We start from the raw sequence: 24,718 nt of genomic DNA, 5'->3' as shown, positions 1-24,718 counted from the left end.
GCGACATCACAAGGGGAATCATCATGCGGGAACCACTCTTTACACCGCTCGTATCGCTGGTCGTGCCGTTCTATAACGAAGGCGAAGCCGTCGAACGCTTCTTCGACATCGTGATTCCGCTGATGACGTCGATCGACGCGATCCGTTTCGAGATCGTCTGCGTGAACGACGGCAGCCGCGACGACACGCTCGAGCGGCTGATCCGGATCAGCACCGGCGAGCGGCGCGTGCGCGTGATCGACCTCACCCGCAACTTCGGCAAGGAAGCCGCGCTGACGGCCGGTCTCGACGAAGCCGTCGGCGACGCGGTGATCCCGCTCGACGCCGACCTGCAGGATCCGCCGAGTCTGATTCCCGTGATGATCGAACACTGGCGCGACGGCGCGGAAGTCGTCGCCGCGAAGCGCAGCAACCGCGCGTGCGATTCGTTCGCGAAGCGCACCGCGGCCGCGATCTACTATCGCGTGCACAACATGCTGTCGGACGTGAAACTGCCGGAGAACGTCGGCGATTTCCGGCTGATGGATCGCAAGGTCGTGAACGCGCTGCGCAACCTGCCCGAGCGGCATCGCTTCATGAAGGGGCTGTTCGCGTGGGTCGGCTATCGGACCGTGATCGTCGAATACCAGCGCGACGCGCGCAGTGCCGGACACTCGAAATTCTCCGGCTGGAAGCTGTGGAATTTCGCGCTGGAAGGCATCACCAGCTTCAGCACCGTGCCGCTGCGCAGCTGGACCTACATCGGCGTCGGCATCGCCGCACTCGCCTTCCTGTACGGCTCGTTCATCATCTTCCGCACGCTGCTGTTCGGCAATCCGGTGCTCGGCTACGCGTCGCTGATCTCGGTCACGCTGTTCATCGGCGGCATCGAGCTCATCGGGATCGGGATCGTCGGCGAATACGTCGGGCGGATCTACGACGAGTCGAAGCAACGGCCCGTCTACCTGATCCGCCGCCGCTACCAGGCGCACAGCAAGGTGATCGAGCTCCCGGTCGCGCGCGATGCGCGCCGCCAGATCGCACGCCGGCGCGTGCAGCCGACCCGTGCGCGGCTCGGCAGCGTACGCTGACGCGCACCGACGGCCATGATCGCCCTGCTTTATGCCGAGCGCACGCGGCTCATGCGCTTCGGCGTGTCCGGGCTCTGCTCGACCGCGATCCACGCGCTGGTCGCGGCGGCGATGTTCGCGCGGTTCGACGCGACGCTGGTGACGGCGAACGCGATCGCATTCCTCTGCGCGACGGCGTTCTCGTATCTCGCGAATACGCTGTGGAGCTTTTCGTCGACGGTGCGCACGCGCAACGTGGTGCGCTTTCTCGCGGTCACGCTGGCCGGCTTCGCCGAAACGCTGCTGCTCGCGCGGGCGGCCGAAGCGCTCGACGTGTCCCGCGGGATGAGCATCGTCGCGATCGCGCTGCTGATTCCTCCAACCACGTTCGTGCTGCACCGGTTCTGGACCTACCGGTAAGCGACCTTGCTCCTCCGCGCCGCTCCCGAAAGCGCGAATCTTCCGGCGGCCCGTGTGTAGGGCCGTGCGATTCGCTCTGTCGCCGACAGGTCACGCGGTGAATGATTTCAACAGCCCGTCAGTCACTCGACGCCCTTTTTTCAGGACTCGCGATCCCGAGATTCAACGGGCCGATCGAATTCATAGCGCCGATGCCGGTCGTGAGCTGCAGTCCTACCGTCCGCGACAAAACTGGCCGCATCGGCGTCGGGAATCTGTTCGGCGCGGAAATAGACTACCTTGCCCTGGCGCGCGTAATCGGAGTCAGCCCGATCGGAGTCAGCCAGCACGGTGAATTTCTTCGGATCAGCATCCTGAATCAGCTTTTCGCAGTTATAAACACGATTTCCGTCCGTCCAAAAGAATGAACCCATGAATTTGACGGCTTCGGGAGGCGAGTCCGGGATGACCTCGCCGTTGAGCCAGACATGCTGCGCATCCGCGCTGATAGTCGCGTTCGGCAGCGCGCGCATGATCCGGAACGCTGCCGGCTCCGCATCCTGCAAGATATGCAGGTCCGGGCTGAACGCATGGCCATCCGAGACATCTCGAAGCTGGTAGACGTGGTGATTGTCTGCATATAAATCGTAGTCAAGATAGCGCAGCATGGCGGCATCGAGTGGGCGCTTGATCGCATGCCCTTGACGAAAGAACCGTCCGTTGTTGCAGCTCAGTCCGCCCAGATACGTCGTCATTCCTGGAAGGGCGCCCTCCATGCGGATCAGGCCCCGATCCGTCTGGACATAGACTGACTTGCCATCTTCAAACAGACAGTCTTTTACATGGACGAACGATGCGCCCTCCACCCGGGTGGGGCGAACATACTCGAAGTTGTATCTCTTCTCCCATACTGGAATGCCGCCGTGCGCTTGAATGATGCGCAAGACGCTCTTGACGTTGCCTTCGGTATTCCCGCCGTTCGGGTAGTCCGCGTGACCGAAAATACTTCCCCCGTTGGGATAATCCACGTTAGCGACAGCCCACACGGTGTCGCCACAACGCAATAGCGGCTCTCCATCCGAACTGAAGGGCCGCCAACCCTGCATGGATATGGATGCGCCCGATTCGAGCGATTGCACCGGCACAACGACCACCATCGGATGGTGATACCAGATCTGGCGCGCGTCGGCATAAAAGGCCGAGTCCATGCTGTTTGCTGGCGTGACCCGGCGAAAGGTTTTCGGGTCTGCGTTTCTCATTACCGGGTTATCCGAAGAGCCGCCGTAAACGTGCTCGCCATCGGTCCAGAAAAAACGATCGTAATCGTAGGGCGCTTGCGGGCTGGCCCGTAGCGCACCCAGTGCAACCTGCTGCTTCAGGGTCCGTGCCAATGGAGGGAACAGCACAGCCATGACGTTGTCCGGGTCGCCGAAGTTCTCTTGACCGATCCACTCATCGAACCAATCGGGGGACACCTGCGCATTGACAGGTTCGGGCACGATCCGCGAGGCCTTTTGACTGATCTCGATGCACAGAATATCGGCGCCGGTGTCGAACAAGCGGATGAATGACGGCTTTTTTGCCGTGTAGATTTCCGCAATACCTCGCAGCAACGCGCAGAAAGCAAGCGCGGACTCCATGACTCCCGCTTCATCGCCATACTGAAAATACACCGCAAAACGCAGCGCTTTTGCTTGTTTGTCGTAGTTGCAATGAAGGTGACCATCACCCAGCCCAAAGCTGCTCACGCAATGGGCAACCAATCCGTCAGCGACACTGAGGTCCGCCGATGTTGCCGCGTGGGAGATCCCGGAATCGCCGCGACCCACTGAACCTGGCCAGTCATCGAATGTCGTGGCAGAAAGTGGAGCGGATTTCAGCCATCGACGCAACGCCGCCTCACTGATTTCGACATCGGCGAGCACGAAAAGTGGTTCAGCCATTTATTTGTGTTCCCTTAATCATTGCATGTTGTCGTGGACGTGGCGCTCGCGATTCATGCACGCCTATCTCCACGGTCCGGCAACCGGCTGCCGCTTTGCTGATTCGCGTGCCGGCACCGTCACAAGCTGCGCCCCAACAACTGCCCCGGCCAACCGTCCACGTCGAAGGTCGAGATTCGCTCATACCCGCAGGACTCGTAGAAACGCACCAGCGCGCCCGTCCCGCCGCCATAGCAGTCCACCCGCAAACGCCCCACCCCGGCAGCCCGGGCGCGCTCATCCGCGAAGGCCATCAGACGCCGGCCGACACCGCGCGCCCGCGCATCGCGCGACGCAACCAGCACACGGACATAAATTTCCGGCTCGGTCGCGGGCGGCACGTAGGGCATGGACTCGCCGAGGATCAATGCGCCCAGGACGCGACCTTCCCGATCCTCTGCCACCCACGCGTCGGGCAGCGCACAGGCGTCGGTCACGAGCGCAATCCGCTTGGGTTGCGTCGACCACCGCTCGCGGCCCCATTGCCCGTCGTTACCGATGGAAACGAACCACGCAATCACGTCGTCAAAGATCCCCAGCACGGCCGGGGCATCGAGCGCACTGGCCCGACGGATCACCCGTTCGTCCATTCCTGTCTCCGTCATGTTCAACGCTCCTTCGCCGGATTCGACGACCGGCGCACCATTGGATGTCGCGCCGAGCCGTCCAGGGACACGCGATGGCAGCCAGGCGATCAAGCCTGCTACGGTACTGAAATTCCCCCCTGTTGATCAAGGCATGACGAGACGGCTGCCATTCGACATGACGGATTGTCTTCGTGAGAGGCCGGAGAGATCAGCGTCAGGCAGGGTGTCAATCGACCTTCGAATACATGAACGTTGCCGACTGGCGCCCACGAGCCGTAACCTTGCCGCCGGATCGGCACGACAAAGGCGGTTCGGTGCCATGCCGACGGTGCCGAAAAGCCATGCTGCAACCCATGCCCCATGGCGCTCGCCTGCTCCGGCTGGCCGATGCACCGCCTGCGCTGCACCGGATCGCTGCGAATCGATTCCCGTACGAATGCCCTCCTTCACGACAAAAAAATCTACAATCGACGCGATGCATCGCAAGCATGAAGCGCCAGCCGCCCACTCTCGCTCGCCACCATGAACGCACCCGCTGATTCCTCCCCGTCGGTACTCGGCGTCTATCGTCAACTGGCGGACCCGTCCGCCGGGCAATGGATCGTCAGCCGCTCCGAACGCGCGCATATGTACCGAATCCAGCATCACCGGCCCGATGGCAGCACGTCGGTCGATACGGTCGTCGATGCGGACAACCTCGATGCGAAGCTGCACAAGTGGATCCAGGAAGGCTTCGTCCGGCGCGAAGCCGGCGACCGTGCCACGCCCGCTCATCGCGGCGAGTTCATGCAGGACCTGCGCCGCGCGCAGTCGTCGCGACCCGTGGCGGCCGGCACCGCAACCCACGTCGCGCACGTGGGTGGCGTGCCGATGCCGCGCGGGCCCGGCGGGCCGCTCGTGCCGCCGCTGAACCCGGCCTACCTGTTCACCGCGCGTGCGACGAACGTGCTGGAAGACATCGTCGAGAACCGGCGCATCCTGTTGATCGGCCACACCGGCACGGGCAAGACGAGCCTCATCGAACAGGCCGCCGCGCTGGCCGGCCACGGCGTGCTGCGTTCGAACATGAACGGGCAGACGACGGTCGGCGACTTCGTCGGGTTCTGGACCGTCAAGGGCGGCGAGACGATCTGGGTCGACGGCGTGCTACCGACCGCGATGCGCGAAGGGCTATGGCTCATCGTCGACGAGATCGACTTCGCGGAACCGGCGATCCTCGCGGTGCTGACCGCCGTGCTCGAACCGGCCGGACGCCTGCTGCTGAAGGAGAAAGGCAACGAGATCGTCGTCCCGCATCCGTCGTTCCGGCTGTTCGCGACCGCCAATGCGGTGGGCGCGATGGGGCAGTTCCGCCATCTGTACCAGGGTGCCAACGTGATGAACGAGGCGTTTCTCGACCGCTGGCGCGTGTACCGCCTCGACTATCTGCCGCCGCCCGACGAGGCGCGCGTGCTGCAGCGCACGTTCGGCGCGGCCATGACCGCGGCGATGGCCGACACGCTCGCGGCGATCGCGGCCGACTGCCGCGCCGCGTTCGTCCGCGAGGATCTGGCCAGCGCGTTCTCGACGCGGCGCCTGATCGACTGGGCCGAGCTGATGCTGCGCACCGGCGATCCCGAATCGGCCGCCGGCCCGACGATCTACGCGAAGGTCGGCGCGGAAGACGCCGACCTGATCCGCAGCATCATTCGCCACTACATCGACGTCGAGGCCTGACGCGATGGACCGGGACGACGACGCGCGGTCGCTCCACCTGACCCGGCTCGCCCGCACGCTCGCGCAGCGGCACGGCATCGAGGTGCGGTTCGCGCGCCATGGGCCGGTCGCGCAGCGCGACCTGCTGGTGCTGCCCGACACGCTGCTCGCCGGCGACGTCGACGACGACGCGATCATCGGCCTCGTCGACCTCTACGCGGCGCGCACCCGCTTCGGCGCGATCGAGGACATTGCCGCGCTGGCATCGCCCGCGGTGCGCGCCATTGCGCAGGCGATCGACGACCGGCGCGCGGCCGGCCGCCTCGCGTCGATCTATCCCGGCGCAATGGCGTTCCTGCGGCGGATGCGGGCGGCATCAGCCACCGACACGCTTCCCCGGTGGCAGCGAATGGCGTGGCGCGACAGGCTGGTGTGGCGCATCGAGCGTGCGCTGTGGGACGAATCGCCGTCCCCCACCGAGCGCGTGCCGTCGCTCGATGCGACGCTGGCCGCATCGGACGATCTCGTCGACGAAGCACGCGCCGCGACCTCGACCGCCGACAGCATCCGCGTCGCGCACCGGATCGTCGAGCGCGTGCGCGCGCTGGCATCGGCCGGCGCGAACAACATGATGTTCACGGCCGATCCGGGCAGCACGATCGACAGCGACAGCATTGCCGCCGAATTCGAATCGGACGGACCGGGCGCGCCAGACGACGCACGTGCGCCGGTTTCGGCCGAATCGAGCGCCGGTGCGATCGCCGACACGGAATCGACGGCCGAAGCGCCGACGCCGGGCGACGCAACGCCCGGCACGATCCGCCTGTCCGCGGACAACCGGCCGCTGCTGTCGGTCCCGCTGACCACCGCGTTCGACACGGTGACGGACTTCACCGGCCAGGGCGAACCGGCTCGCTGGCACCGCCTGCGAAGCGCGGCCCGCGCGCAAACCGAGCCGCTCAAGCTGCGACTCGAACGCGCGTTGAAAGTGGACGAGCAGACGCGCTGGAAGCGCGAACAGGAACGCGGCGCGCTCGACCGGACGTCGCTCGCCCGCCTCGTCACGTCACCCGGCTATCGCACGCCGTTCCGCGTCCGGCGCGCGGCGCCCGGGCGTGACGCGGCCGTCAGCCTGCTGATCGATTGCAGCGGGTCGATGGCCGGCAAGAAGATCGAGCTCGCCAGGCTGTGCGCGGCGGCGCTGTGCGATGCGCTGACGCAGCTCGGCTTCGCGTGCGAAGTGCTCGGCTACAGTTCCGTCGAGGATGCCGCGATGCGCGCGCACTACCAGCGCTGGATCGACGCCGGCCGCGACACGTTCGGCTACAACCGGTTCGTCGAACGGCTCGACCTGCGCGTCTACAAGCGGTTCGAATCCGACAACCCGAGCGGCCTCGCGTGCATCGAATGCGGCCACGAGAATCCCGACGGCGAGGCATTGAGCTGGGCCGCCGAGCGGCTGCTCGCGAAGCGGGCCCGGCGGCGCATCCTGATGGTGCTGTCGGACGGCTATCCGGCAACCGGCGACGGCAACCCGGCGATCCTGCGCACCGACCTGCGCGCACGCGTCGATGCGCTGCGCGAGCGGCGCGTCGAACTGATCGGCGTCGGGATCCTCGACGATTCGGTCGAAGCGTTCTATCCGGTCAGCAGCGTGGTCGAGCACCTGCACGAGCTGCCGGGCGCGGCGTTCAATGTGCTGAGCGATACGCTGCTGGACCGGCGCTAGCCCCGCGCGCGACAGGCTCGATGCAGACTTCGATTCGCACGGGCGTCACATCGGACGGTGAACATCGCCGATGGCAGACTCGAATCGCTGCCGTCAAGCAGGCCGCTGCTTTCCGTTGCTTTCGATCTGCCGACCGGTTCCGGTGCGCACACGGCCGGCAGCACGAATCTTGCTCCGCGCCCCATTTCGATTTTCAACTCGACGGCGGATTCGGCTGCCTCTTCCTGCTACGGTCGGCCGCCGGCACGAAACTGCACATGTCCAGGAAAAAAACCAGCCTCTGGTTGCGGCCTCTCGACCTGCTCTCCGTCGCAACCGGCACGCGCCCGGCGAAGCGCACGAACAAGCCACGACCGGCCGCCAAACGGGCGGTCAAGCCCGCCGTCGTCTCCCGTACCGCAAAACGCCCGGGCACCGTGCATCCCGCCCGCGCACGGACGGACAAGGCGCCCGGCACGTGGCTCCGGTCGTTTCATTCCGCCGGCCCGAGTGCCGGCCGCTACGTGAACCACCTTGCATACGCGCTGTATCTGCCCGCCGCGCCCGCGACGACAGCCGGCATGCCGGCCGTCGTCATGCTGCACGGCTGCAAGCAGAGCGCCGAATCGTTTGCCACGGGCACGCGCATGTGCCGTCTCGCCGAGCGGTCGGGATTCGCCGTGCTGTTTCCCGAGCAAGCCAGGACGGCCCATGCGCACCGCTGCTGGCACTGGCATGGCGACGCGACGCAGTCCGAAGCCGCGGCCGTTGCGTCGCTGGTCGACGCTGTCGTGCGACAGCACGGATTCGACCGCGACCGGATCTACCTGGCCGGCATGTCCGCCGGTGCCGGACTCGCCGCGGCACTGGCAATACGGTATCCCGATCGCTTCGCGGCAGTCGGACTGCACTCCGGCCCCGCCATTGCCCCGCCGTCGTCGACACTGGCGGCCATGAACCTGATGCGTCGAGGCCTGCGCGACGACCCGATACGCGCAGTCGAAGCCTGTGCCGACGTCGCCTCCTATCCCGGCATGCCGGCCCTTGTCATGCACGGCGCACTCGATACGGTCGTGACCGACCGGAACGCAACGCAGCTCGGCATCGCGTTCGCCCGGCTCAACCGGCTCGTCGATGAACACGGCGCGATGCGCGTTGGCGAGCAACGCATCCATGCGCGCGACGATGCCGACTATGTCGACTATCTCAAGGGCGGACGTCTCGTCGTCAGGGTCTGCATCGTCCGCCGGCTGCCGCATGCATGGAGCGGTGGCGACCCGCGCGAGCCGTTTCATTCCGCCACGGGGCCGGACGCCGCCGCGATGTTCTGGCATTTCTTTCGTCGCCAGCGCCGCAAGCGACTGCGGTGACGTGCGACAACCGCGCCGGCCCGTGGCGCACGACGCCGTCATGCGATCACGCCCGTTGCGCCAGCGCTGCCGCGTTCGCGCGATCGCCGGCCCGCCGGATCGGCAGCCGGACGCAGAACGTCGTGCCGTGCCCGGGCTCGCTCATCACGTCGATGGTGCCGCGATGGCGCTCGACGATCCCATGCGACACCGACAAGCCCAGCCCCGTGCCCTGCCCGACCGGCTTCGTCGTGAAGAACGGATCGAAGATCCGCCGGACGACGTCGGGCGTCATGCCCGTTCCGGTATCGCTGATCGCAATCGACACCTGCTCGCCGTCGCTCGACGTGCGGATCGTGATCACGCCGCGCTCGGGAATTGCATGCGCCGCGTTCACCAGCAGGTTCATGAAGACCTGGTTCAACTGCGACGGCAGGCATTCGACCTGCGGCACGTCGCCGTAATCGCGCACGATCTCGGCCTTGTACTTGAGTTCGTTGTGGACGACGTTGAGCGTGCTTTCCAGGCCCGCGCGAAGATCGACCACGCTCCACTCGCCGCTGGCCGGACGCGAGAAATCGCGCAGGTCCTGCACGATGCGCCGCACGCGCAGCGCGCCGTCGATCGATTCGTCGATCAGCGTCGCGATCTCGTCGCGCACATAGTCCAGATCCGCCGCGCGGCCCGTCGCCGTCAGCGCGTCGCGCGTGGCCGGGTCGAGCTGCGGCAGCGCGGCTTCATGCGCGGCGATCACGTCGAGCAGACTGCGTACCCAGCTCTTCAACGTATTGAGGTTCGCGCTGACGAAGCCGATCGGATTGTTGATCTCGTGCGCGACACCGGCCGCGAGCTGGCCGATCGACGCGAGCTTTTCCGACTGCAGCAACTGCACGTGGGTTTCCTCGAGTACCTGCAACAGGCGCCGCTGCTCGTCCTTCTCCTGTTCGAGCCGCGCCTGCGCGGCCTTGCGTTCGTCGATCTCGGTCGCCATGTTCTCGCGCGTCCGCTGCAGCATCGCCGTCGTCTTTTCGTAGCGGTGCAGCGCGCGTTCCAGTTCGGCGGTGCGCAAGCGCACGAGCCGCTCGAGCGTATCCGTCATCCCGCGCAGGAAGGTTGTGCGCGCATCGAATCGGCTCAGCAGCAAAGTGACGACCAGTGTCCCCGTTGTAAACAGCGCGACGGTTGTTGCGAGCCACGGCGTATCGACTCCGTTCGCGGCTCCGCATCGCGCGTCCGGCGCGAAATGGGCGGCCGCCATCGCCGTGTAGTGCATGCCGGTAATGGCGATGCCCATCACCAAGGCCGCGCCGACCCGCTGGGCGGTCGCATGGCGCGCCTGCTGCACGCGCAGCGCCTGTGCGATCCACAACGCGGCCGTCGACGCGATCACCGCGATGCCGATCGACGCGGCGAACAACGCCGCATCGTAGCGAATGCCGGGCTGCATGCGCAGCGCGGCCATCCCCGTGTAATGCATGCCGGCGATCCCGCCGCCCATCAGCGCGCCGCCCGCGAGCAGCCGCCACCAGCCCAGCCGCGCGCGCGTGACGACCGTCAGCGCGAAGTACGACACGAGCACGGCAATCGCCAGCGACGCGCCTGTATCCGACAATGCGTAGCCGAGCGGAATCGGCAGCGAGAACGCGAGCATGCCGACGAAATGCATCGACCAGATGCCGGTACCCATCGCCATCGCGCCGCCGCCCAGCCACGCACGCTTGAGCTTCCGGTTGTCGAGCAGCGAAATGAAGGCGGCCAGGTCGAGTGTCGTATACGAGGCCAGCGTCGCGATCGCAAGCGACAGCAGGACGAGCGGGAGATCGTAGGTGCCGTACATGATGAGCGCCCGAATCGAGGTGAGTGCGTTGCCGCAGCGCGCGATCGCGCACCGCGGCCGTCAGGCTGCGCGTCCGGGCTCAGGCAGGGGCCGCGCCCGCGTTCGGCGCGTTCGGCACCGGCTTCGCCGCGGCCTGGCCGGCCAGCACGAGGATGTCGAATGACGTCCCCTCGCGCGTCTCGAAGCGGCGCACGAGCTCGATCTGGTGCGCCGACATCACGCTGCCCTTGGTCATCAGCAGCACGCCGCGATGCGTGCGCAGATCGTCGGCGAGCTGCATCCCTTCGCGCAGCTGCGCGGACTTGATCTCCGCGACGGACGCCGCGATGCCGAGACTCGCCGGGTCCTGCAGCAGTTCGATCAGGCGGTCGACGATCCGCGGGTCGTAACGCACGCCGGCCTGCGAGCGCAACGCGTCGATCGCCTGCTCGACCGAATGCGGCGCACCGATGTCGCCGTTGCGCAGCCCTTCGAAATCGCGCACGATCGCCACGATCCGCGAGCCGAGCGGGATCGAGTCGCCCGCCAGGCCGTCCGGCGTGCCGCGTCCGTTGAAGCGTTCGTACTGGTGCAGCACGATCGACGCGACCTTGTGCAGTTGCGCGACCGGCGTCAGCACCATCTGCGCGCGCAGCGGATGCTGCTGGAACAGGCCGTGCTCTTCGGCCGTCATTTTCGCGAGCGGCTTGCGCAGCAATTCGTCCGGCAGCGACAGCTTGCCGATACCGTGCAGCAGCCCTGCGAAATAGACGTCCTGCGCATGCAGCTCGCTCATCCCGGATGCCAGCGCGAGCCGCCGCGCAATCTCGCCGACCCGCATCGCGTGACCGCTGGCCGACCCGCAGCGCATCTCGATCATGCTCGCGCAGACCTGGACCATCGCGGTGAAACTGCTTTTCAGGTCGCGTTGCGCGGCTTCGAGGAACATCACGGTCTGGCCGAGCTCCTCCGTGCGTGCGCGAACCTGCGTTTCGAGTTCCGTGTTGAAACGGCGCAGCGCTTCGTTCTGCTCTTCCGTCAGCGCGGCCAGCCGGGCCGCTTCGCGCCGCAAATGCCGCTGCTCCAGCGCGTGTTCGATGGTCAGCAGCAGGTCGTGATCGTCCCACGGCTTGTTCAGGTAGCGATATACGCCGCCTTCGTTAACGGCCTGCACGACCGACGCGATCTCCGCATAGCCGGTCAGCAGGATGCGCATCGTATCCGGGTAGCGCGCCCGTGCACGGGCCAGGAACTCCGCGCCGCTCATGCCCGGCATCCGCATGTCGGACACGATCAGGTCGACTTCGGTCGACGCCAGTATCTCGAGGGCGGCCTCGCCGCTTTCCGCGGTCAGGATCGCGTAGCCCGCGGGCCGGAACACGCGCTTGAGCGCCGACAGCACGCTCGGCTCGTCGTCGACCAGCAGGATCGACGGCACGCCACCCGCATCGTCGGATGTCGCTGCCGCCCCGGTCGTTTCAGGCGATACCGCATTCGGTCCGTTTGTTGCAGATGTCGTCATGATGAGCCTCGGAGCATGTATTTATAGTCTCTCTGCATCAACGGCACGCGCCGCGCATTCCGTATCCGGGAAAACGCTGATGCGCTCGCCCGGATCGCACCGCGGATGCGTCGCCGCAGCGCGTGGCCGCATGCGTTCTACACGGTTGCCGAACCCGGTTCACGCACGTAGTAGATGTCCCACTCCGCTTCGTCGGCCCGCACGAAGCCGTGCCGCGCATAGAAGCGGTTCGACGCGCTGCCGCGCAGCGCGCCGACGCGGACGGGCACGCGCTTCTCATCCGCCTCGGCAAAGATCCTGCGCAGCACGGCCGCGCCGATGCCCTTTCCCTGATGCTCGGGCGCAATGTACAGATGGTCGAGCTGCCAGTGGTCTTCCTGCGGCCGAACCACGAAAAAGCCCGCGTTCACGCCATCGGCTTCGATGAAGCGGCATAGCGCCGGGTCGAACGACGCGAGAAAGCGTTCGCGCGCACGCTGGGGATCGAAGCGGCCGACACGTTCGAGGCTGTCGCGCATCGCGGCGATGCGGATCGCGACCAGCGTTTCGGCGTCGGATCGGGCGGCGAGAGGAAAGGTCAGGTTCATGGGCAGGTCGCGCTCGTGCGAAGGAAACGCCCGGCATCGCGGCGCGGGCGTCGAAGCCTGCTCGCGATGCCGGCACGCGTGCGTCAAGGCGTCTCGATGCCTTCCGCCCGCGTCGCCAGGAATCGCAGGTACTTGTCGTCCTCGTCCTCGAACAGCTCCGGCCCGCCGCCCATGTACGCGCGCATCAGTTCGTCCGCCGCGCGGTCGAGATTGCCCAGTTCGAACTGGCATTGGCCGAGCCGCAGGTGCAGGAACGGGTTGCCGATCGCGTTGGGGAAATGCATCGCTTCGCCGAGCGTGTCACGTCCGGCCGCGTAGTCCTCCAGATAGAAATTCGCGTCGCCGATCGCGGCCATCAACCAGGTTCCGGCTTCCCAATTGGTCTTGGGTTCGGGAAGCAGGTCGAAACCCGCCCAGAATTTCGCCAGCGCGCCCGCGTAGTCGCCGTCTTCCATCAATTCATCGCCCGCGTCGCTCAGCGCGCCGATCCGTTCGTACAGCGCGTTGTCCAGTTCTGCCATGTCGAGTCCCTGTTCCGGAGTTGAAAGCGGCCCGGTGCGGCCGGTGGTTGCGATACGATCGCGGCGATTGTGTGCAGTTTTGCCGTCCTGCGCGTTCATCCGGCCGGCATTCATCCAGCATACCCGAGCCGTGTGACGCGCGTGCCTCGACTTTCGGCGCATCGCTGCGGCGTCTGCTCGTGAATCCAACAAGACTCGTATCAGGGTGCTACGCTGACGGATGCCTTGAGCCGCCGTGCCCCACCCGTTTGCGCAGCCGGCGCGGCCATACGCGGCGACGGTTTTTCATATGACGTGGCGATCTCATGCGTGTCGCCACACCCAGCGAAGACGGATGTAGTTGTGGCGCGGCGACCGCCGTGGCACGATGCCGGGTTCGATTGCGCAGTGAAAGGGAGCTGGAAGCGATGTTGTCTTGCCGACTGAGGTGGTACGCGCTTGCGACGTCCAGCCTGCTGCGCAGGCATTGGCAGGCACTGTTCCTGTTGATTCTGCTGTTGCTGCCGGCGATGCCGGTGTTTTCGCAGACACGCATCCTGGGCGCCCCCGTACTCGAAGCGCTGGCCCCGTCGCATGGCATCGAATGGCGGTTCGCGTGGGTGCACCTGCTCGAAGCCGTCGGCATCGTGTGGGTTTTGGCGCAGCGCACCGCGATCACCGGCGGGCCGTTCGTCACCTTCCTTGCATCTTTGCCCGTCCCCGACAGCCGCCGTCGTCTCGTCGACACCCTCGTCGTGATCATCGCGAGCACGCCGCTGTTGCTGCCCGTATTGGCGGCTGCCATCGCGCTCGCCTTCGTGCCGCAGAAGGCGGTCAACTACCTGTTCGTGTTCGACCTGTTCCTGATTACGCTGGGATGGCAACTGACCGCGCTGTCGCGCAATATGCGCGACGCAATCGCGTTGATCGTTGCCAATGCCTTCCTCGTCGGCGGCTTTCACGCCGAGGGCGCGTTGCGTCCGGTGTTGCTGATCGTGGCATTGTTGCTCGCGGCGTTCACGATTGCGCATACCGCCGCCGCATCGTCCGCTCGGTCGAGAACGCCGGGCGCATGCGCGCGTCGCGTCACGCATGCCATCCGCGCCCGTGTGCGGAATGGGCTTTCGCCCATCGCCACGCTGCAAATCGGCATCCTGCGGGACCGTGCCGCGAGCACCGTCGGACACTGCCTGATGATGGGTGCGGTCGCCGCCGCGACAGGGTTCCTGCTCGCACTCTGGGATTTCGACAAGCGCGCCGTGCCGCTGACGTTGATGGCGCAGGCCGTCATCGCACTGATTGCGGCGACGACCTATCGCGATTTGCTGGCGGCTCACCAGCGTGCATCTCACTTCATGCGGTCGCTGCCGCTGTCGGCGTTCGCGAAGCGCCGCGCCGACTGGCTGACCGTTGCCGCGCTGGCGCTGCCGTTCGCCGCGATCGCACCGCTGCTGCTGGTGCTGCACGGCGTGCTGTCGTCGCAGATGGCGGCGGCGCTCATCTGCTCGGGCGCACCGCTCGTCGCATTACACTATCTGCCGCAACGCTACGCGTCCCGACAATCCGTGTTGCTGGGCGTCGTGCTGACCGTGATCTGGGTCACGCTCACCTGGCCAATTTTCATTTGATCGACCGATCCATGCTCCGCTTCGACAATCTCGGCAAGCGCTACGACAAGCGCGTCATCTTCCAGGGACTCCACTACGCATCCGGTGCCGGATGTGTCGCGCTGTGCGACGAAAACGGCAGTGGCAAATCGACGTTGCTCGCCATTCTCGCCGGCACGATCGACGCGGACGAAGGCGAGGTGTGGCTCGGCGGCCATTCGCTGCGCACCGCGCCACTCGATGCGAAATCCGCGCTGGCGTACGTGCCCGACGATTGCCTCGCGTATCCGTTTCAGACCGGTCGTGAATTTCTCGACCTCGTGGCGGCTGCCAAGAAGACGGCTGTCGATACCCGCACGCTCGAACTGGCGGATCGATTCGGGCTGGCCCCGCATATGGAGAAGCGTTTCGAGCAGATGTCGCTCGGCACGCGCAAGAAACTGTTCCTGACGGCGACGACGCTCGGCGCGCCCACCGTCGTGATCGCCGACGAACCGGGCAACGGGCTCGATGCGGCGTCGCGTGCGGTGCTGATCGATCTGTTCAAGACGTTGGCCAAGGACCGCGCCGTCTTTTTTTCGAGTCACGATCCGGCGCTGGCGCGCGCCTGCGACGCAAGGACCACCAGTTTCGCGGAGCTTGGATTCGCTGGATAGACGGTATCGTCGCCGGCGCAGTCACAGGAAAGGATCGGGTGTGACTGCTTGTCGAAGGGTGATCGGCGCACCGACAATCGATCGCCGTCATTTTCCGGAAGGAAGAAAGGAAGTGCGAAACGGACCATCCCGCCCCGCACTTCCGTGAATTTTACGACGCACATGTCCGGCGTGCCGGGCCCCGATCAACCGACTGTCCGACACCCCAGCCGCTTATCGTTCGACCCGCGCACGTGCCCGAACACGCACCCCGTCAGGCCTTCAACGCCCCGAACACCTCGTCCAGCATCTTCTTCGCGTCGCCGAACAGCATCCGGTTGTTGTCCTTGTAGAACAGCGGATTGTCGACACCCGCATAGCCGGACGCCATGCTGCGCTTCATCACGATCGAGGTCTTCGCCTTCCACACCTCGAGCACCGGCATGCCGGCGATCGGGCTGCCCGGATCTTCCTGCGCCGCCGGGTTCACGATGTCGTTCGCGCCGATCACCATCGACACGTCGGCTTCCGGGAAATCGCCGTTGATCTCGTCCATCTCCATCACGATGTCGTAAGGCACCTTCGCCTCGGCGAGCAGCACGTTCATGTGCCCCGGCATGCGGCCGGCCACCGGATGGATCGCGAAACGCACGTCGACGCCCTTCTCGCGCAGCACCTTCGTGAGTTCGTGCACGGTATGCTGGGCTTGCGCCACGGCCATCCCGTACCCGGGCACGATGATCACGCTCTTCGCGTCGCGCAGCAGCTCGGCCGTTTCCAGCGCGCTCACCGCCACCACTTCGCCGGCCGGCTGTGCGCTGCCGCCCGACGCCGCGGGCGCACCGCTGCCGGTACCGAAGCCGCCCGCGATCACGCTGATGAAGTTGCGGTTCATCGCGCGGCACATGATGTACGACAGGATCGCACCCGACGAGCCCACCAGCGCGCCGATCACGATCAGCAGGTCGTTGCCGAGCATGAAACCGGTGGCCGCCGCCGCCCAGCCCGAGTAGCTGTTGAGCATCGACACCACGACGGGCATGTCCGCGCCGCCGATCGCCATCACCATGTGCACGCCGAACAGCAGCGACACCACCGTCATCACGATGAGCGGCGTCAGGCCGTCCTGGACCGTCTCCGCATGCAGGAACGCGCGGCCGAACACGATCACCACCACCAGTGCGGCCAGGTTGAGCCAGTGACGTGCCGGCAGCAGCAGCGGCTTGCCGCCGATCTTGCCGGAGAGCTTGCCGAACGCAATCACCGAGCCCGCGAAGGTCACCGCGCCGATCAGGATGCCGACGTAGATTTCCACTTCGTGGATCGCATGCTCGGCACCCGTGAACTGCACCGACGTATCGATGTAGCTCGCGAAGCCCACCAGGCACGCGGCCAGACCGACCAGGCTGTGCATCAGCGCAACCAGTTCGGGCATCTGCGTCATCTGCACCTTCTTCGCGGCGAACAGGCCGACCGCGCCGCCGACGACCAGTGCCGCCACGATATACGGAATGCCCTCGGCGGAAACGCGCGGGCCGAGTACGGTCGCGAGCACGGCGATCAGCATGCCGATCATGCCGAGCAGGTTGCCGCGGCGCGCGGTCTCGGGATTCGCCAGCCCGCCGAGGCTGAGGATGAACAGGATGGCCGCGCCGATATAGGAGACGGTAGTCAGATTGGAAGTCATGGTTGTCGTCTCCTTACTTGCGGAACATCGCCAGCATGCGGCGCGTCACGGCAAAGCCGCCGAACATGTTGACGGCCGTGAGCGTCAGCGCGCCCACCGCCAGGCCCAGGATCAGCCCTGACGGGCGGCCGTCTGCCGCCGCCTCGCCCAACGGCGGCGCGACCTGCACCAGCGCGCCGATCGCGATGATCGACGAGATCGCGTTGGTGACGCTCATCAGCGGCGTATGCAGCGACGGCGTGACGTTCCAGATCACCATGTAGCCGACGAAGCAGGCGAGCACGAACACCGTGAAGTGCGACAGGAACGTGGCCGGCGCGAACTGGCCGACCAGCAGGAACGCCAGTGCGCCGACGGCGAACGTGATGGCGAGCGACTTGGCCGACATCGGTGCGCCGCTGCCGTGACCGTGGCCCTTGGATGCGGCTGCCGCGACCGGCGGCGCGGCGGGTTTCGGTGCGGCGGCCGGCTGCTGGATCGGCGGCGGCGGCCAGGTCACGTTGCCTTCCTTGATGACCGTGAGGCCGCGGATCGCGTCGTCGTTGAAGTCGACGTTGATCGTGCCGTCCTTGTTCTTGCACAGCTCCTCGGCCACGCGCAGCAGGTTGGTCGCATACAGCGTCGACGACTGGCGTGCCAGGCGCGACGCGAGATCCGTATAGCCGACGATGGTCACGCCGTGACGCACCACCGCCTCGCCCGGCACCGTCAGCTCGCAGTTGCCGCCTTGCTCGCCGGCCATGTCGACGATCACGCTGCCCGGCTTCATCGATTGCACCATCTCGGCCGTGATCAGCTTCGGTGCCGGTTTGCCGGGAATCAGCGCGGTGGTGATGATGATGTCCGCCTCCTTGGCCTGCTGCGCGTACATCGCGCGCTGCGCCTGCTGGAAGCCTTCGCTCATCACCTTCGCGTAGCCGCCGCCGCCCGAGCCCTCTTCCTCGTAGTCGACCTTGACGAATTCGCCGCCCAGCGACTTGACCTGGTCGGCGACTTCCGCGCGCGTGTCGTTGGCGCGCACGATCGCGCCGAGGCCCGCGGCCGTGCCGATCGCCGCGAGACCGGCGACGCCCGCGCCGGCGATGAACACCTTGGCCGGCGGCACCTTGCCCGCGGCCGTGATCTGCCCGTTGAAGTAACGGCCGAATGCGTGGGCCGCCTCGATGACGGCACGGTAGCCGCTCACGCCGGCCATCGACGTGAGCGCATCCATCTTCTGCGCGCGCGACAGCGTGCGCGGCAGCGAATCGATCGCCAGCACCGTGGCCCGCTTCGCGGCCAGCTGCTGCATCAGTTCAGGGTTCTGGGCCGGCCAGACGAAGCCGATCAGCGTGCCACCCTCACGCATCAGCGAAACTTCTTCGCTGCTCGGCGGGCGCACCTTGAAAACGATATCGCTGCGTCCCCATAGATCGGCAGCCGTCGCCACGACTTCGGCCCCGGCCGTACGGTAGTCGTCGTCGCTGAAGTTCGCGCCGGTGCCGGCACCGCTTTGCACGGCCACCGAGAACCCGAGCTTGATCAGCTTTTCGACCACGTCGGGAACGGTCGCTACGCGCCGCTCCTCGTGGGCCGTCTCCAGAGGGACCCCAATCAGTAATGTCATATCCTGAACTGTCAGTAGTGGCCGTCGCAAGGAATTACGGCCTGCGTTTCACGTCACCCAACTCAATCCATCCGTGTACGACTTTGCTTCGCGCGCAGCTTGGCACTGCCGCGCGGATTTCACAAACGATCCATCCTCTAATTGATCGTCTTGTCAGATCAACCCGGTTCATGCTGTTGTCTGATTTTCCTGACGAATATCCGGCCGCTGTTCCGATCGGATAAGAACTGCGAAGCATATCCCGTGCCAGAGTCTTTCCGAAATTTATATTTTGAATCGACGCGCATTCAATCCATGAATCCCCTGTCTGGACACGACGGGCCGGCCACCTTCCGTTCATTCTCCGGGGCCGTCCCGCTCGCCGCCTAGAGCGGCGCCAACCGTCGCTCCATCTTCACGATCTCGAGCTCGACCTGGCTGCGCCCGTGCGAAAAACGCCCCTGCCCGACGACCTCGAACCCGTGTCGTTCATAGAACGGCCGGGCGTTCGTGGTGGCTTCGAGATACGCGCGCGCATGGCCGCCGTTCGCGATCTTGGAGACCGCATGCGCGAGCAACATGGCGCCAACGCCGCCCCCCGCCGAATGGCCGCGGACGAACAGCTTGGTGACCTCCTCGCCCGCCGTCTCGACGAAGCCGCATATGCCGCCGTCGTCGGCGACCCAGATCGCGCCAGCGGCGACGGCGGCCAGGTACATCGAAGGATCCCGCCCGTCCAGCCAGCCCTCGATCTGTTGCTGCGTGTAATGGCCGGCGCAAAGCTTGACGACCGAGTCGCGGTGTACCGCGTAGATGTCTCCAACGTCTTTTGCGACGGCGGCCCGAATCACCGGGGAATTCATTCGATTGGCTCCCTGAGGCACGTAGTTCGAGTTGTACAAGACTGCGGATTTTTTGACGCCGCGACTGCGAGACGTGGCGGCAGGAATCGGTTTCATCGCGCATCCCCCGCTCGCCGGCACGATGCGATGTGTCGCATCACGACGACGCACACCGCGTCGCCGGGGATCTTCCGCGCAACCGAGTTTAAACGAGGATGTGGCGTATTCCGGTTAAACCCTGCAACGCTCACTCGCGCGCAGCGTCGACATGCGCACGTATGCGGCGCACACCCGCGTCCGGCATCCATGTCGACATGTCGATGCGCATCGCGCAAAACCGCGAGCAAGCCGATACGCGAACCGGGACCGCGCCATTCCGCCACCTCGAACCGCTCGCGCCCGCTCGCGCCTGTTTGCGCCTGTTCGCGCCGTTCAGGCCTGCCGCACTAGATCAGCTCGGCGACGTGCACGATGACGAGCGCGGCCGGAACGAGCAGCGCCTGCGCGCACAACGTGCCGAGCACGCGCGCGCCCGCGAGTGTCGTGATGGCCCGCCGGAAGCTGTTTTCCGAGATCCGCCCTTCGATGACGTCGTCGGTCATGACGGACACCTGCGGGTCGATGATGACCGCCAGCACGACGGTCGCGAAACCGTTGATGACGGACGACAGGTTCGCGCATGTCACTCTCAGATCGGGCTTCAGGTAGCCCGCATACAGCGACGCGAACACGCCGACCGTCCAGATCGCCATCGCGGCAACGTTCAACGCGATGACGCGCCACGACACGCCCGTGTTCGCGGCCAATTGCGTGACGTTCTGGCTCGAAGGCAGTCGTGCGCCGACGCGAAGCGTGTTGATCCCTGCGCGACTGCACGCATCCAGCAGCAGGCGCGGAATCGAGCGGTTCGCCTGGAAGTGTTCGACGGCGCGACTGAAATAACGCTGGAACGTCGGGATCAGGAATGTCCCGACAATGGTCGCAATGGTTGCGGACAGCAGGAACCACCGGAAGTCGGCCAGCAACCCGCTCCCCATCCGGTGCGCGATGTCCATTTCAACCCGTTTCGCGATGAACGGCCCCTGAAACGAATTGGCCGTTCGGGACACCAGCGCGATGATCCCGAACAACGAGAACGACAACGCGATGCGACGCGTGCGAACGCCGGCGATCCGCACCGCATACGCGAGTGTCGCGATCACATGGATGACGAAGGTAAGCCCGCAGATGATCCAAAGCTGACTGTCCATGCTGGTGCCGCGTGCGTGACGGGATCACGAGTGTACCCGAGCCCGGCCCGCGCCCGGCGCATCGGCTAGGTGAGGCCGCCTTCGCAGGCGGAAAGGTGTGGCGACGAGCGTCAGGCGCTACCGTGCGGTGCCAATCCCCGCGCCTCATTCAGCATCCATGTCGCGAATGCCTGCAACGGACCCTCGGCCAGTTCGATCGGCTCGGGCAGGACGAGGCAGAAGTTTTTCGTAATCGACTTGCCCGCCGGCCAGGGCGCGACCAGCCGGCCCTGCTCGAGCTCCGCGTCGATGTAAAGGCGCGGCACCAGCGCGACACCCAGGCCGGCCAGCGCCGCTTCGATCAGCATCGAATGGAGATCGTAACGCGCGCCGACCGCCGAATTGGTCAGCTCGATGCCGGACTCCTGCGCATAAGCCTGCCACGCGTCCGGGTTCTGTCGCCGGTGCAGACGCGGCAGTGCGTCCAGCGACGGGTTCGCCCCGGCACCGGCGAGCAGCGCCGGGCTACAGACGGGCACCAGCACTTCCTCCAGCAGCGGATGCAGATGCATCCCCGCCCATGCCGGATGCTCGAAATGAATGGCGGCATCGAAGCCGCTCCCGGCCAGCAGGAACGGTTCCATCCGCTCGGCGATATGCACCGTGATATTCGGATGCCGGTCTTGAAAGTGCTTCAGCCGGGGGATCAGCCAGCGGGTGGCAAAGGTTGGAATGGCGGCGATATCGATGCTCGCGCCTTCGATGGGCTGGCCCATCAGGTACAGGCTGTCCCGTTCCAGCCGATCCAGAATCTCACGAACCTGCCCCGCGTATCGCGCACCGTTCGGCGCCAGCCGTACCCGATTGCCGATCCGCTCGAACAGCGTGACGCCCAGGAACGCCTCCAGCCGGCCGATCTGACGGCTGACGGCGCCCTCCGTCCGCGCCAGCTCTTCGGCGGCTCGGGCAAAGCTGCCGTGTCGGGCCGCGGCTTCGAACGCCTGGAGCGCGGAATTGCTTGGGATCTTGCGGGGCATGGGCGTCTCGACGGTTGGGGTGTGCTTGCCATCAGCTTGAGCAAATATCACTGAAGGCTGACTTTATTTCGTTTTATCGGGTGGAAATGCGAGCTTAGCATTACGTTACCGCACTGACCATCGACGGTTCGCAGATGGATGAGCATCCTGTTCAAAGGACAACGTGATGATCTACACCGTGGAATGCAGCTTCGCCGACCTTGGCAGCGAAGCCGAATGGAACGACTTCTACAGCCTCGAAAAACTGCCCGCGCTGATCTCGGTAACGGGGTTTCACACGTCGCAGCGGTTCAAGGCGATCAGCGGCGGTTGCCCGGTCTATCTGGCGATCCACACGATCGACGGGCTCGATGTGCTGACCGGCGATGAATATCGCCGGAAAGGCGGCGGCAATTTCGCGAAATGGCAGCAGCACATCACCGACTGGCATCGGAATCTCTACAGCGATATCGGTGTTGCGCCGGCGGTAAAGGACGGCGAATACCTCGCGCTGTGTGCCGGCGGCCCGGACCCGCTGATCCGGTTGGGCCTCGAGCCGCTGGCCATGCAGGCCGTTGCGCTGGAGAGGTTTCCGGAGCGCCGGTGGCTCGCCGTCCTGCCACGCGACAGCGCTCAGCTTGTCGAGAATCTTCCTGAAGGCATTCACCTTTACGCGCCGATGACGCCGCAACTGACCAGCGCGCGCGCCCTTTCCGCTGCGCAGGAGTAAGCCCGCGATGCCGAACGTCACTTTCTCGATCGATGCGAACCGGATGCCGGCTGATGACAGTCTTGCCGAGCTGTCGCGCGACTGCGTCGAGCTCTGTACGCAAGTGCTTGAAGCGGCGCTCAAGAACGTCCACGTCATTTTTCTGGAAGCTCGGCATGGGCATGGACATCCCGTCTTCGCAGACATCCGGTATCGCGTCGCGACGTCTCGCACGCCGGCAGTCATGAACCGGTTCATGGAAGCGCTGGATCACGCGATCGTTCGCCGCACCGGTCTCACCGCGCGCATTCGGTGTTTTGGTTACACCACGTCGAACCTTCACGCCCGCAACTAGCCGATCCGGAGAAACACGATGTCCACGCTTACTTTTCCCGGTCAGCAAGTCGGGGATTTCACGATCACGGCCATCAGCGATGGCTACCTCACGGCCAGCCTCGACTTTCTATCGAACATCGATTCGGCCGACGCATCAAGAATGCAGCATGAAGCCGGGCAGAAAGCGCCCGACGCCGTGCATATCAATTGCTACGTCGTGCGCGGCGCGGGCCGTACCGTCCTCATCGACGGGGGCGCGGGCGGGTTCAAGCAATGGGGTGGGCAACTCCGGACGAACCTGGTGCTTGCCGGTATCGAACCCACTGCGATCGACACCATCCTGCTGACCCACGCGCATCCCGATCACGTCGGGGGGCTGGTGAATGAGGTAGGACAAGCCGCGTTTCCGAATGCGGAGCTGGTGGTGCATCGGCGCGAGGTCAGGTTCTGGCAGGACGACGGCAATCTGAGCCGCGCCAGCGAGCGGGCGCGCGGTAACTTCTTCAAAGCGCGTCAGGTGTTCGATGCCTATGACGACACGCTCCGTCTGTTCGACTCGGGTCAGGTGCTCCCCGGCATCAGCGCGCTGCCGCTGCCGGGGCACACCGATGGACACACCGGATATGTGCTCGAATCCCGCGATCAAAGCCTGCTTGTGTGGGGGGACGTGGTTCATTTTCCGCATATCCAGGTTCAACGGCCGGAGGTCTCGATTGCGTTCGATCACGATGCGTCGCTGGCGGTGGCAACGCGGTCACGGCTTCTCGATCAGGTCAGTTCGGAGGGGCTGTTGATCGCCGGCATGCATCTGGGGGAACTCGGGTTCGCACGCATCAAGCGGACGCGTGACGGGTATGGCTTGCTTTACGAGCACGAAGGCTGACACCACCGGTGCACTGACGTGCGATGCCACCACCTGGCGTCGAGATGCATGAGTCGCCCGTTCAACTGAGTGGCGCTTTTTGAGGGTTATACGACCTTTGCGCCATCCGCTTCGCGTTCCATACTTCGCGTGGAAGATCGAGCCGAGCAAGGCACACCGACGCCATTGCGCCATGTGCCTTCGGCCCGATCCATCACGACGTAGAAAGGAGCAGAAGATGAGACTTAAAAACAAGGCGGCGTTGATCACCGGCGGCACCAGCGGCATCGGTCTTGCAACCGCGAAGCTGTTCATGGCGGAAGGCGCCCGAGTAGCGGTGACGGGTCGCGACGATGCGGTATTCGAACGCGTGAAGGCCGAACTCGGCGAGCAGGCGCTCGTTCTCAAGGGCGACGTCCGTTCGATCGCCGACATGCGCGCGATTGCCGCCGAGGTCAACGAGAAGTTCGGTGGCCTGGATGTGGTGTTCGCGAATGCGGGCTGGGCTTTCCCGTCCGCAGTCAACGACATCGACGACGCACTCTATGACGAGATCATGGACATCAACGTCAAGGGCGTGGTGTTCACGCTTCAGGCAGTGTTGCCGGATTTGCGCGCAGGCGCGTCGGTCATTCTCAATACCTCGTTCGTCGCGCAGACCGGCAAGCATGGCATCTCGTTGACCGCGGCAGCGAAGGCCGCCGTGCGATCGCTCGCCCGCAGCTGGTCCTACGAGTTTCTCGACCGGAAAATCCGCTTCAACGCGATCGCGCCCGGCCCGATCGACACGCCGCTGCTCGGCAGATGGGGCATGCCCGACGAATGGGTTCGCGACCGCAAGGCCGCGTTCGCCGAAGCCATTCCGGTGGGCCGCATGGGCACGGCCGACGACATCGCCTACGCGGCACTCTATCTCGCCAGCGACGAATCCTCGTACGTCGTCGGCACCGAGCTGGTCGTCGATGGCGGTGCGTCGCAGCTTTGAGCCTGCGGCGCCCGTTTCCAGCGCCCAGCAC

General features: G+C 65.4%; 22 protein-coding genes. 11 read left to right on the top strand and 11 right to left on the bottom strand.

The window, feature by feature from the left end; genetic code table 11:
• Window positions 1-23 precede the first annotated feature (23 nt).
• Window positions 24-1,070, top strand: a complete 1,047-nt coding sequence (locus ACN8ZM_RS22030; RefSeq protein WP_043183827.1) for a glycosyltransferase family 2 protein — start codon at window positions 24-26, stop codon at window positions 1,068-1,070.
• Window positions 1,071-1,085: 15 nt separating this feature from the next.
• Window positions 1,086-1,469, top strand: coding sequence for a GtrA family protein (locus ACN8ZM_RS22025; RefSeq protein WP_043183829.1), 384 nt, complete (start codon window positions 1,086-1,088; stop codon window positions 1,467-1,469).
• Between the two features lie 140 nt (window positions 1,470-1,609).
• Here the strand turns inward: ACN8ZM_RS22025 and ACN8ZM_RS22020 are convergent, their stop codons facing one another.
• Both ACN8ZM_RS22020 and ACN8ZM_RS22015 read right to left on the bottom strand, forming a co-directional pair.
• The gene (locus tag ACN8ZM_RS22020; protein ID WP_420212372.1) at window positions 1,610-3,391 is read right to left on the bottom strand and encodes a DKNYY domain-containing protein; all 1,782 of its coding nucleotides are present in this window, start codon (window positions 3,389-3,391) and stop codon (window positions 1,610-1,612) included.
• A 119-nt stretch (window positions 3,392-3,510) separates the two neighbouring features.
• Window positions 3,511-4,035, bottom strand: coding sequence for a GNAT family N-acetyltransferase (locus ACN8ZM_RS22015; RefSeq protein ID WP_420212371.1), 525 nt, complete (start codon window positions 4,033-4,035; stop codon window positions 3,511-3,513).
• Window positions 4,036-4,539: 504 nt separating this feature from the next.
• Between ACN8ZM_RS22015 and ACN8ZM_RS22010 the strand changes: the two genes are divergently transcribed.
• The 3 genes from ACN8ZM_RS22010 to ACN8ZM_RS22000 all read left to right on the top strand — a co-directional run bounded on the left by ACN8ZM_RS22010 (window position 4,540) and on the right by ACN8ZM_RS22000 (window position 8,790).
• The gene (locus ACN8ZM_RS22010) at window positions 4,540-5,733 is read left to right on the top strand and encodes an AAA family ATPase (protein WP_420212370.1); all 1,194 of its coding nucleotides are present in this window, start codon (window positions 4,540-4,542) and stop codon (window positions 5,731-5,733) included.
• Window positions 5,734-5,737: 4 nt separating this feature from the next.
• Window positions 5,738-7,441 carry a cobaltochelatase CobT-related protein gene (locus ACN8ZM_RS22005; protein WP_420212369.1) on the top strand — a complete coding sequence of 568 codons (1,704 nt, stop codon included), beginning with the start codon at window positions 5,738-5,740 and terminating at the stop codon, window positions 7,439-7,441.
• 257 nt (window positions 7,442-7,698) lie between these two features.
• Window positions 7,699-8,790, top strand: coding sequence for an alpha/beta fold hydrolase (locus tag ACN8ZM_RS22000; protein WP_420212655.1), 1,092 nt, complete (start codon window positions 7,699-7,701; stop codon window positions 8,788-8,790).
• Between the two features lie 46 nt (window positions 8,791-8,836).
• On the opposite strand, the gene ACN8ZM_RS21995 is transcribed toward ACN8ZM_RS22000, so the two are convergent.
• The 4 genes from ACN8ZM_RS21995 to ACN8ZM_RS21980 all read right to left on the bottom strand — a co-directional run bounded on the left by ACN8ZM_RS21995 (window position 8,837) and on the right by ACN8ZM_RS21980 (window position 13,314).
• Window positions 8,837-10,606: a histidine kinase gene (locus ACN8ZM_RS21995; protein ID WP_420212368.1), complete on the bottom strand. Its 1,770-nt coding sequence runs from the start codon at window positions 10,604-10,606 to the stop codon at window positions 8,837-8,839.
• A gap of 79 nt (window positions 10,607-10,685) precedes the next feature.
• Window positions 10,686-12,107, bottom strand: a complete 1,422-nt coding sequence (locus ACN8ZM_RS21990; protein WP_043183836.1) for an HD domain-containing phosphohydrolase — start codon at window positions 12,105-12,107, stop codon at window positions 10,686-10,688.
• A 137-nt stretch (window positions 12,108-12,244) separates the two neighbouring features.
• Entirely contained in the window at window positions 12,245-12,694 is a 450-nt protein-coding gene (locus tag ACN8ZM_RS21985; RefSeq protein WP_420212367.1) for a GNAT family N-acetyltransferase, read from the bottom strand.
• An 83-nt stretch (window positions 12,695-12,777) separates the two neighbouring features.
• Entirely contained in the window at window positions 12,778-13,314 is a 537-nt protein-coding gene (locus tag ACN8ZM_RS21980) for a tetratricopeptide repeat protein (RefSeq protein ID WP_301767817.1), read from the bottom strand.
• A 206-nt stretch (window positions 13,315-13,520) separates the two neighbouring features.
• Between ACN8ZM_RS21980 and ACN8ZM_RS21975 the strand changes: the two genes are divergently transcribed.
• Both ACN8ZM_RS21975 and ACN8ZM_RS21970 read left to right on the top strand, forming a co-directional pair.
• The gene (locus ACN8ZM_RS21975) at window positions 13,521-14,822 is read left to right on the top strand and encodes a hypothetical protein (RefSeq protein WP_420212366.1); all 1,302 of its coding nucleotides are present in this window, start codon (window positions 13,521-13,523) and stop codon (window positions 14,820-14,822) included.
• An 11-nt stretch (window positions 14,823-14,833) separates the two neighbouring features.
• Window positions 14,834-15,457 carry an ABC transporter ATP-binding protein gene (locus ACN8ZM_RS21970; protein ID WP_420212365.1) on the top strand — a complete coding sequence of 208 codons (624 nt, stop codon included), beginning with the start codon at window positions 14,834-14,836 and terminating at the stop codon, window positions 15,455-15,457.
• A gap of 253 nt (window positions 15,458-15,710) precedes the next feature.
• On the opposite strand, the gene pntB is transcribed toward ACN8ZM_RS21970, so the two are convergent.
• From pntB to ACN8ZM_RS21945, 5 genes are all read right to left on the bottom strand, one after another.
• Window positions 15,711-17,123 carry a Re/Si-specific NAD(P)(+) transhydrogenase subunit beta gene (gene pntB / locus ACN8ZM_RS21965; protein ID WP_089452616.1) on the bottom strand — a complete coding sequence of 471 codons (1,413 nt, stop codon included), beginning with the start codon at window positions 17,121-17,123 and terminating at the stop codon, window positions 15,711-15,713.
• Window positions 17,124-17,136: 13 nt separating this feature from the next.
• Complete coding sequence (locus ACN8ZM_RS21960; RefSeq protein WP_205823171.1) at window positions 17,137-18,729, bottom strand: Re/Si-specific NAD(P)(+) transhydrogenase subunit alpha; 1,593 nt, start codon at window positions 18,727-18,729, stop codon at window positions 17,137-17,139.
• A 365-nt stretch (window positions 18,730-19,094) separates the two neighbouring features.
• On the bottom strand, window positions 19,095-19,667 hold the full coding sequence (locus ACN8ZM_RS21955) for a GNAT family N-acetyltransferase (protein ID WP_420212364.1): 573 nt from the start codon (window positions 19,665-19,667) through the stop codon (window positions 19,095-19,097).
• 329 nt (window positions 19,668-19,996) lie between these two features.
• Window positions 19,997-20,800, bottom strand: coding sequence for a lipid II flippase Amj family protein (locus tag ACN8ZM_RS21950; RefSeq protein ID WP_205823169.1), 804 nt, complete (start codon window positions 20,798-20,800; stop codon window positions 19,997-19,999).
• Window positions 20,801-20,910: 110 nt separating this feature from the next.
• The gene (locus ACN8ZM_RS21945; RefSeq protein ID WP_301767821.1) at window positions 20,911-21,816 is read right to left on the bottom strand and encodes a LysR substrate-binding domain-containing protein; all 906 of its coding nucleotides are present in this window, start codon (window positions 21,814-21,816) and stop codon (window positions 20,911-20,913) included.
• Between the two features lie 166 nt (window positions 21,817-21,982).
• Between ACN8ZM_RS21945 and ACN8ZM_RS21940 the strand changes: the two genes are divergently transcribed.
• The 4 genes from ACN8ZM_RS21940 to ACN8ZM_RS21925 all read left to right on the top strand — a co-directional run bounded on the left by ACN8ZM_RS21940 (window position 21,983) and on the right by ACN8ZM_RS21925 (window position 24,687).
• A complete protein-coding gene (locus ACN8ZM_RS21940) occupies window positions 21,983-22,525 on the top strand; it encodes a sugar ABC transporter (protein WP_420212363.1) in 543 nt (180 codons plus the stop codon).
• Between the two features lie 7 nt (window positions 22,526-22,532).
• Window positions 22,533-22,859, top strand: a complete 327-nt coding sequence (locus ACN8ZM_RS21935) for a hypothetical protein (RefSeq protein WP_420212362.1) — start codon at window positions 22,533-22,535, stop codon at window positions 22,857-22,859.
• 18 nt (window positions 22,860-22,877) lie between these two features.
• Entirely contained in the window at window positions 22,878-23,723 is an 846-nt protein-coding gene (locus ACN8ZM_RS21930) for an MBL fold metallo-hydrolase (RefSeq protein WP_205823166.1), read from the top strand.
• A gap of 217 nt (window positions 23,724-23,940) precedes the next feature.
• Window positions 23,941-24,687: an SDR family oxidoreductase gene (locus ACN8ZM_RS21925; protein WP_089452608.1), complete on the top strand. Its 747-nt coding sequence runs from the start codon at window positions 23,941-23,943 to the stop codon at window positions 24,685-24,687.
• Window positions 24,688-24,718: the final 31 nt, after the last annotated feature.

The sequence above is a fragment of the Burkholderia aenigmatica genome, from assembly GCF_048627025.1.
Lineage (GTDB): Bacteria > Pseudomonadota > Gammaproteobacteria > Burkholderiales > Burkholderiaceae > Burkholderia > Burkholderia aenigmatica.
The sequence above is the reverse complement of the archived record's forward strand: the minus strand, read 5'-3'. Positions and strand labels throughout refer to the sequence as shown.

What these genes read in the sequence shown, in the direction of transcription:
- ACN8ZM_RS22030 (WP_043183827.1), top strand. Translation starts at nt 24, where the DNA reads ATGCGGGAACCACTCTTTACACCGCTCGTATCGCTGGTCGTGCCGTTC.
- ACN8ZM_RS22025 (WP_043183829.1), top strand. Translation starts at nt 1,086, where the DNA reads ATGATCGCCCTGCTTTATGCCGAGCGCACGCGGCTCATGCGCTTCGGC.
- ACN8ZM_RS22020 (WP_420212372.1), bottom strand. Translation starts at nt 3,391, where the DNA reads ATGGCTGAACCACTTTTCGTGCTCGCCGATGTCGAAATCAGTGAGGCG.
- ACN8ZM_RS22015 (WP_420212371.1), bottom strand. Translation starts at nt 4,035, where the DNA reads ATGACGGAGACAGGAATGGACGAACGGGTGATCCGTCGGGCCAGTGCG.
- ACN8ZM_RS22010 (WP_420212370.1), top strand. Translation starts at nt 4,540, where the DNA reads ATGAACGCACCCGCTGATTCCTCCCCGTCGGTACTCGGCGTCTATCGT.
- ACN8ZM_RS22005 (WP_420212369.1), top strand. Translation starts at nt 5,738, where the DNA reads ATGGACCGGGACGACGACGCGCGGTCGCTCCACCTGACCCGGCTCGCC.
- ACN8ZM_RS22000 (WP_420212655.1), top strand. Translation starts at nt 7,699, where the DNA reads ATGTCCAGGAAAAAAACCAGCCTCTGGTTGCGGCCTCTCGACCTGCTC.
- ACN8ZM_RS21995 (WP_420212368.1), bottom strand. Translation starts at nt 10,606, where the DNA reads ATGTACGGCACCTACGATCTCCCGCTCGTCCTGCTGTCGCTTGCGATC.
- ACN8ZM_RS21990 (WP_043183836.1), bottom strand. Translation starts at nt 12,107, where the DNA reads ATGACGACATCTGCAACAAACGGACCGAATGCGGTATCGCCTGAAACG.
- ACN8ZM_RS21985 (WP_420212367.1), bottom strand. Translation starts at nt 12,694, where the DNA reads ATGAACCTGACCTTTCCTCTCGCCGCCCGATCCGACGCCGAAACGCTG.
- ACN8ZM_RS21980 (WP_301767817.1), bottom strand. Translation starts at nt 13,314, where the DNA reads ATGAACGCGCAGGACGGCAAAACTGCACACAATCGCCGCGATCGTATC.
- ACN8ZM_RS21975 (WP_420212366.1), top strand. Translation starts at nt 13,521, where the DNA reads ATGCGTGTCGCCACACCCAGCGAAGACGGATGTAGTTGTGGCGCGGCG.
- ACN8ZM_RS21970 (WP_420212365.1), top strand. Translation starts at nt 14,834, where the DNA reads ATGCTCCGCTTCGACAATCTCGGCAAGCGCTACGACAAGCGCGTCATC.
- pntB (WP_089452616.1), bottom strand. Translation starts at nt 17,123, where the DNA reads ATGACTTCCAATCTGACTACCGTCTCCTATATCGGCGCGGCCATCCTG.
- ACN8ZM_RS21960 (WP_205823171.1), bottom strand. Translation starts at nt 18,729, where the DNA reads ATGACATTACTGATTGGGGTCCCTCTGGAGACGGCCCACGAGGAGCGG.
- ACN8ZM_RS21955 (WP_420212364.1), bottom strand. Translation starts at nt 19,667, where the DNA reads ATGAAACCGATTCCTGCCGCCACGTCTCGCAGTCGCGGCGTCAAAAAA.
- ACN8ZM_RS21950 (WP_205823169.1), bottom strand. Translation starts at nt 20,800, where the DNA reads ATGGACAGTCAGCTTTGGATCATCTGCGGGCTTACCTTCGTCATCCAT.
- ACN8ZM_RS21945 (WP_301767821.1), bottom strand. Translation starts at nt 21,816, where the DNA reads ATGCCCCGCAAGATCCCAAGCAATTCCGCGCTCCAGGCGTTCGAAGCC.
- ACN8ZM_RS21940 (WP_420212363.1), top strand. Translation starts at nt 21,983, where the DNA reads ATGATCTACACCGTGGAATGCAGCTTCGCCGACCTTGGCAGCGAAGCC.
- ACN8ZM_RS21935 (WP_420212362.1), top strand. Translation starts at nt 22,533, where the DNA reads ATGCCGAACGTCACTTTCTCGATCGATGCGAACCGGATGCCGGCTGAT.
- ACN8ZM_RS21930 (WP_205823166.1), top strand. Translation starts at nt 22,878, where the DNA reads ATGTCCACGCTTACTTTTCCCGGTCAGCAAGTCGGGGATTTCACGATC.
- ACN8ZM_RS21925 (WP_089452608.1), top strand. Translation starts at nt 23,941, where the DNA reads ATGAGACTTAAAAACAAGGCGGCGTTGATCACCGGCGGCACCAGCGGC.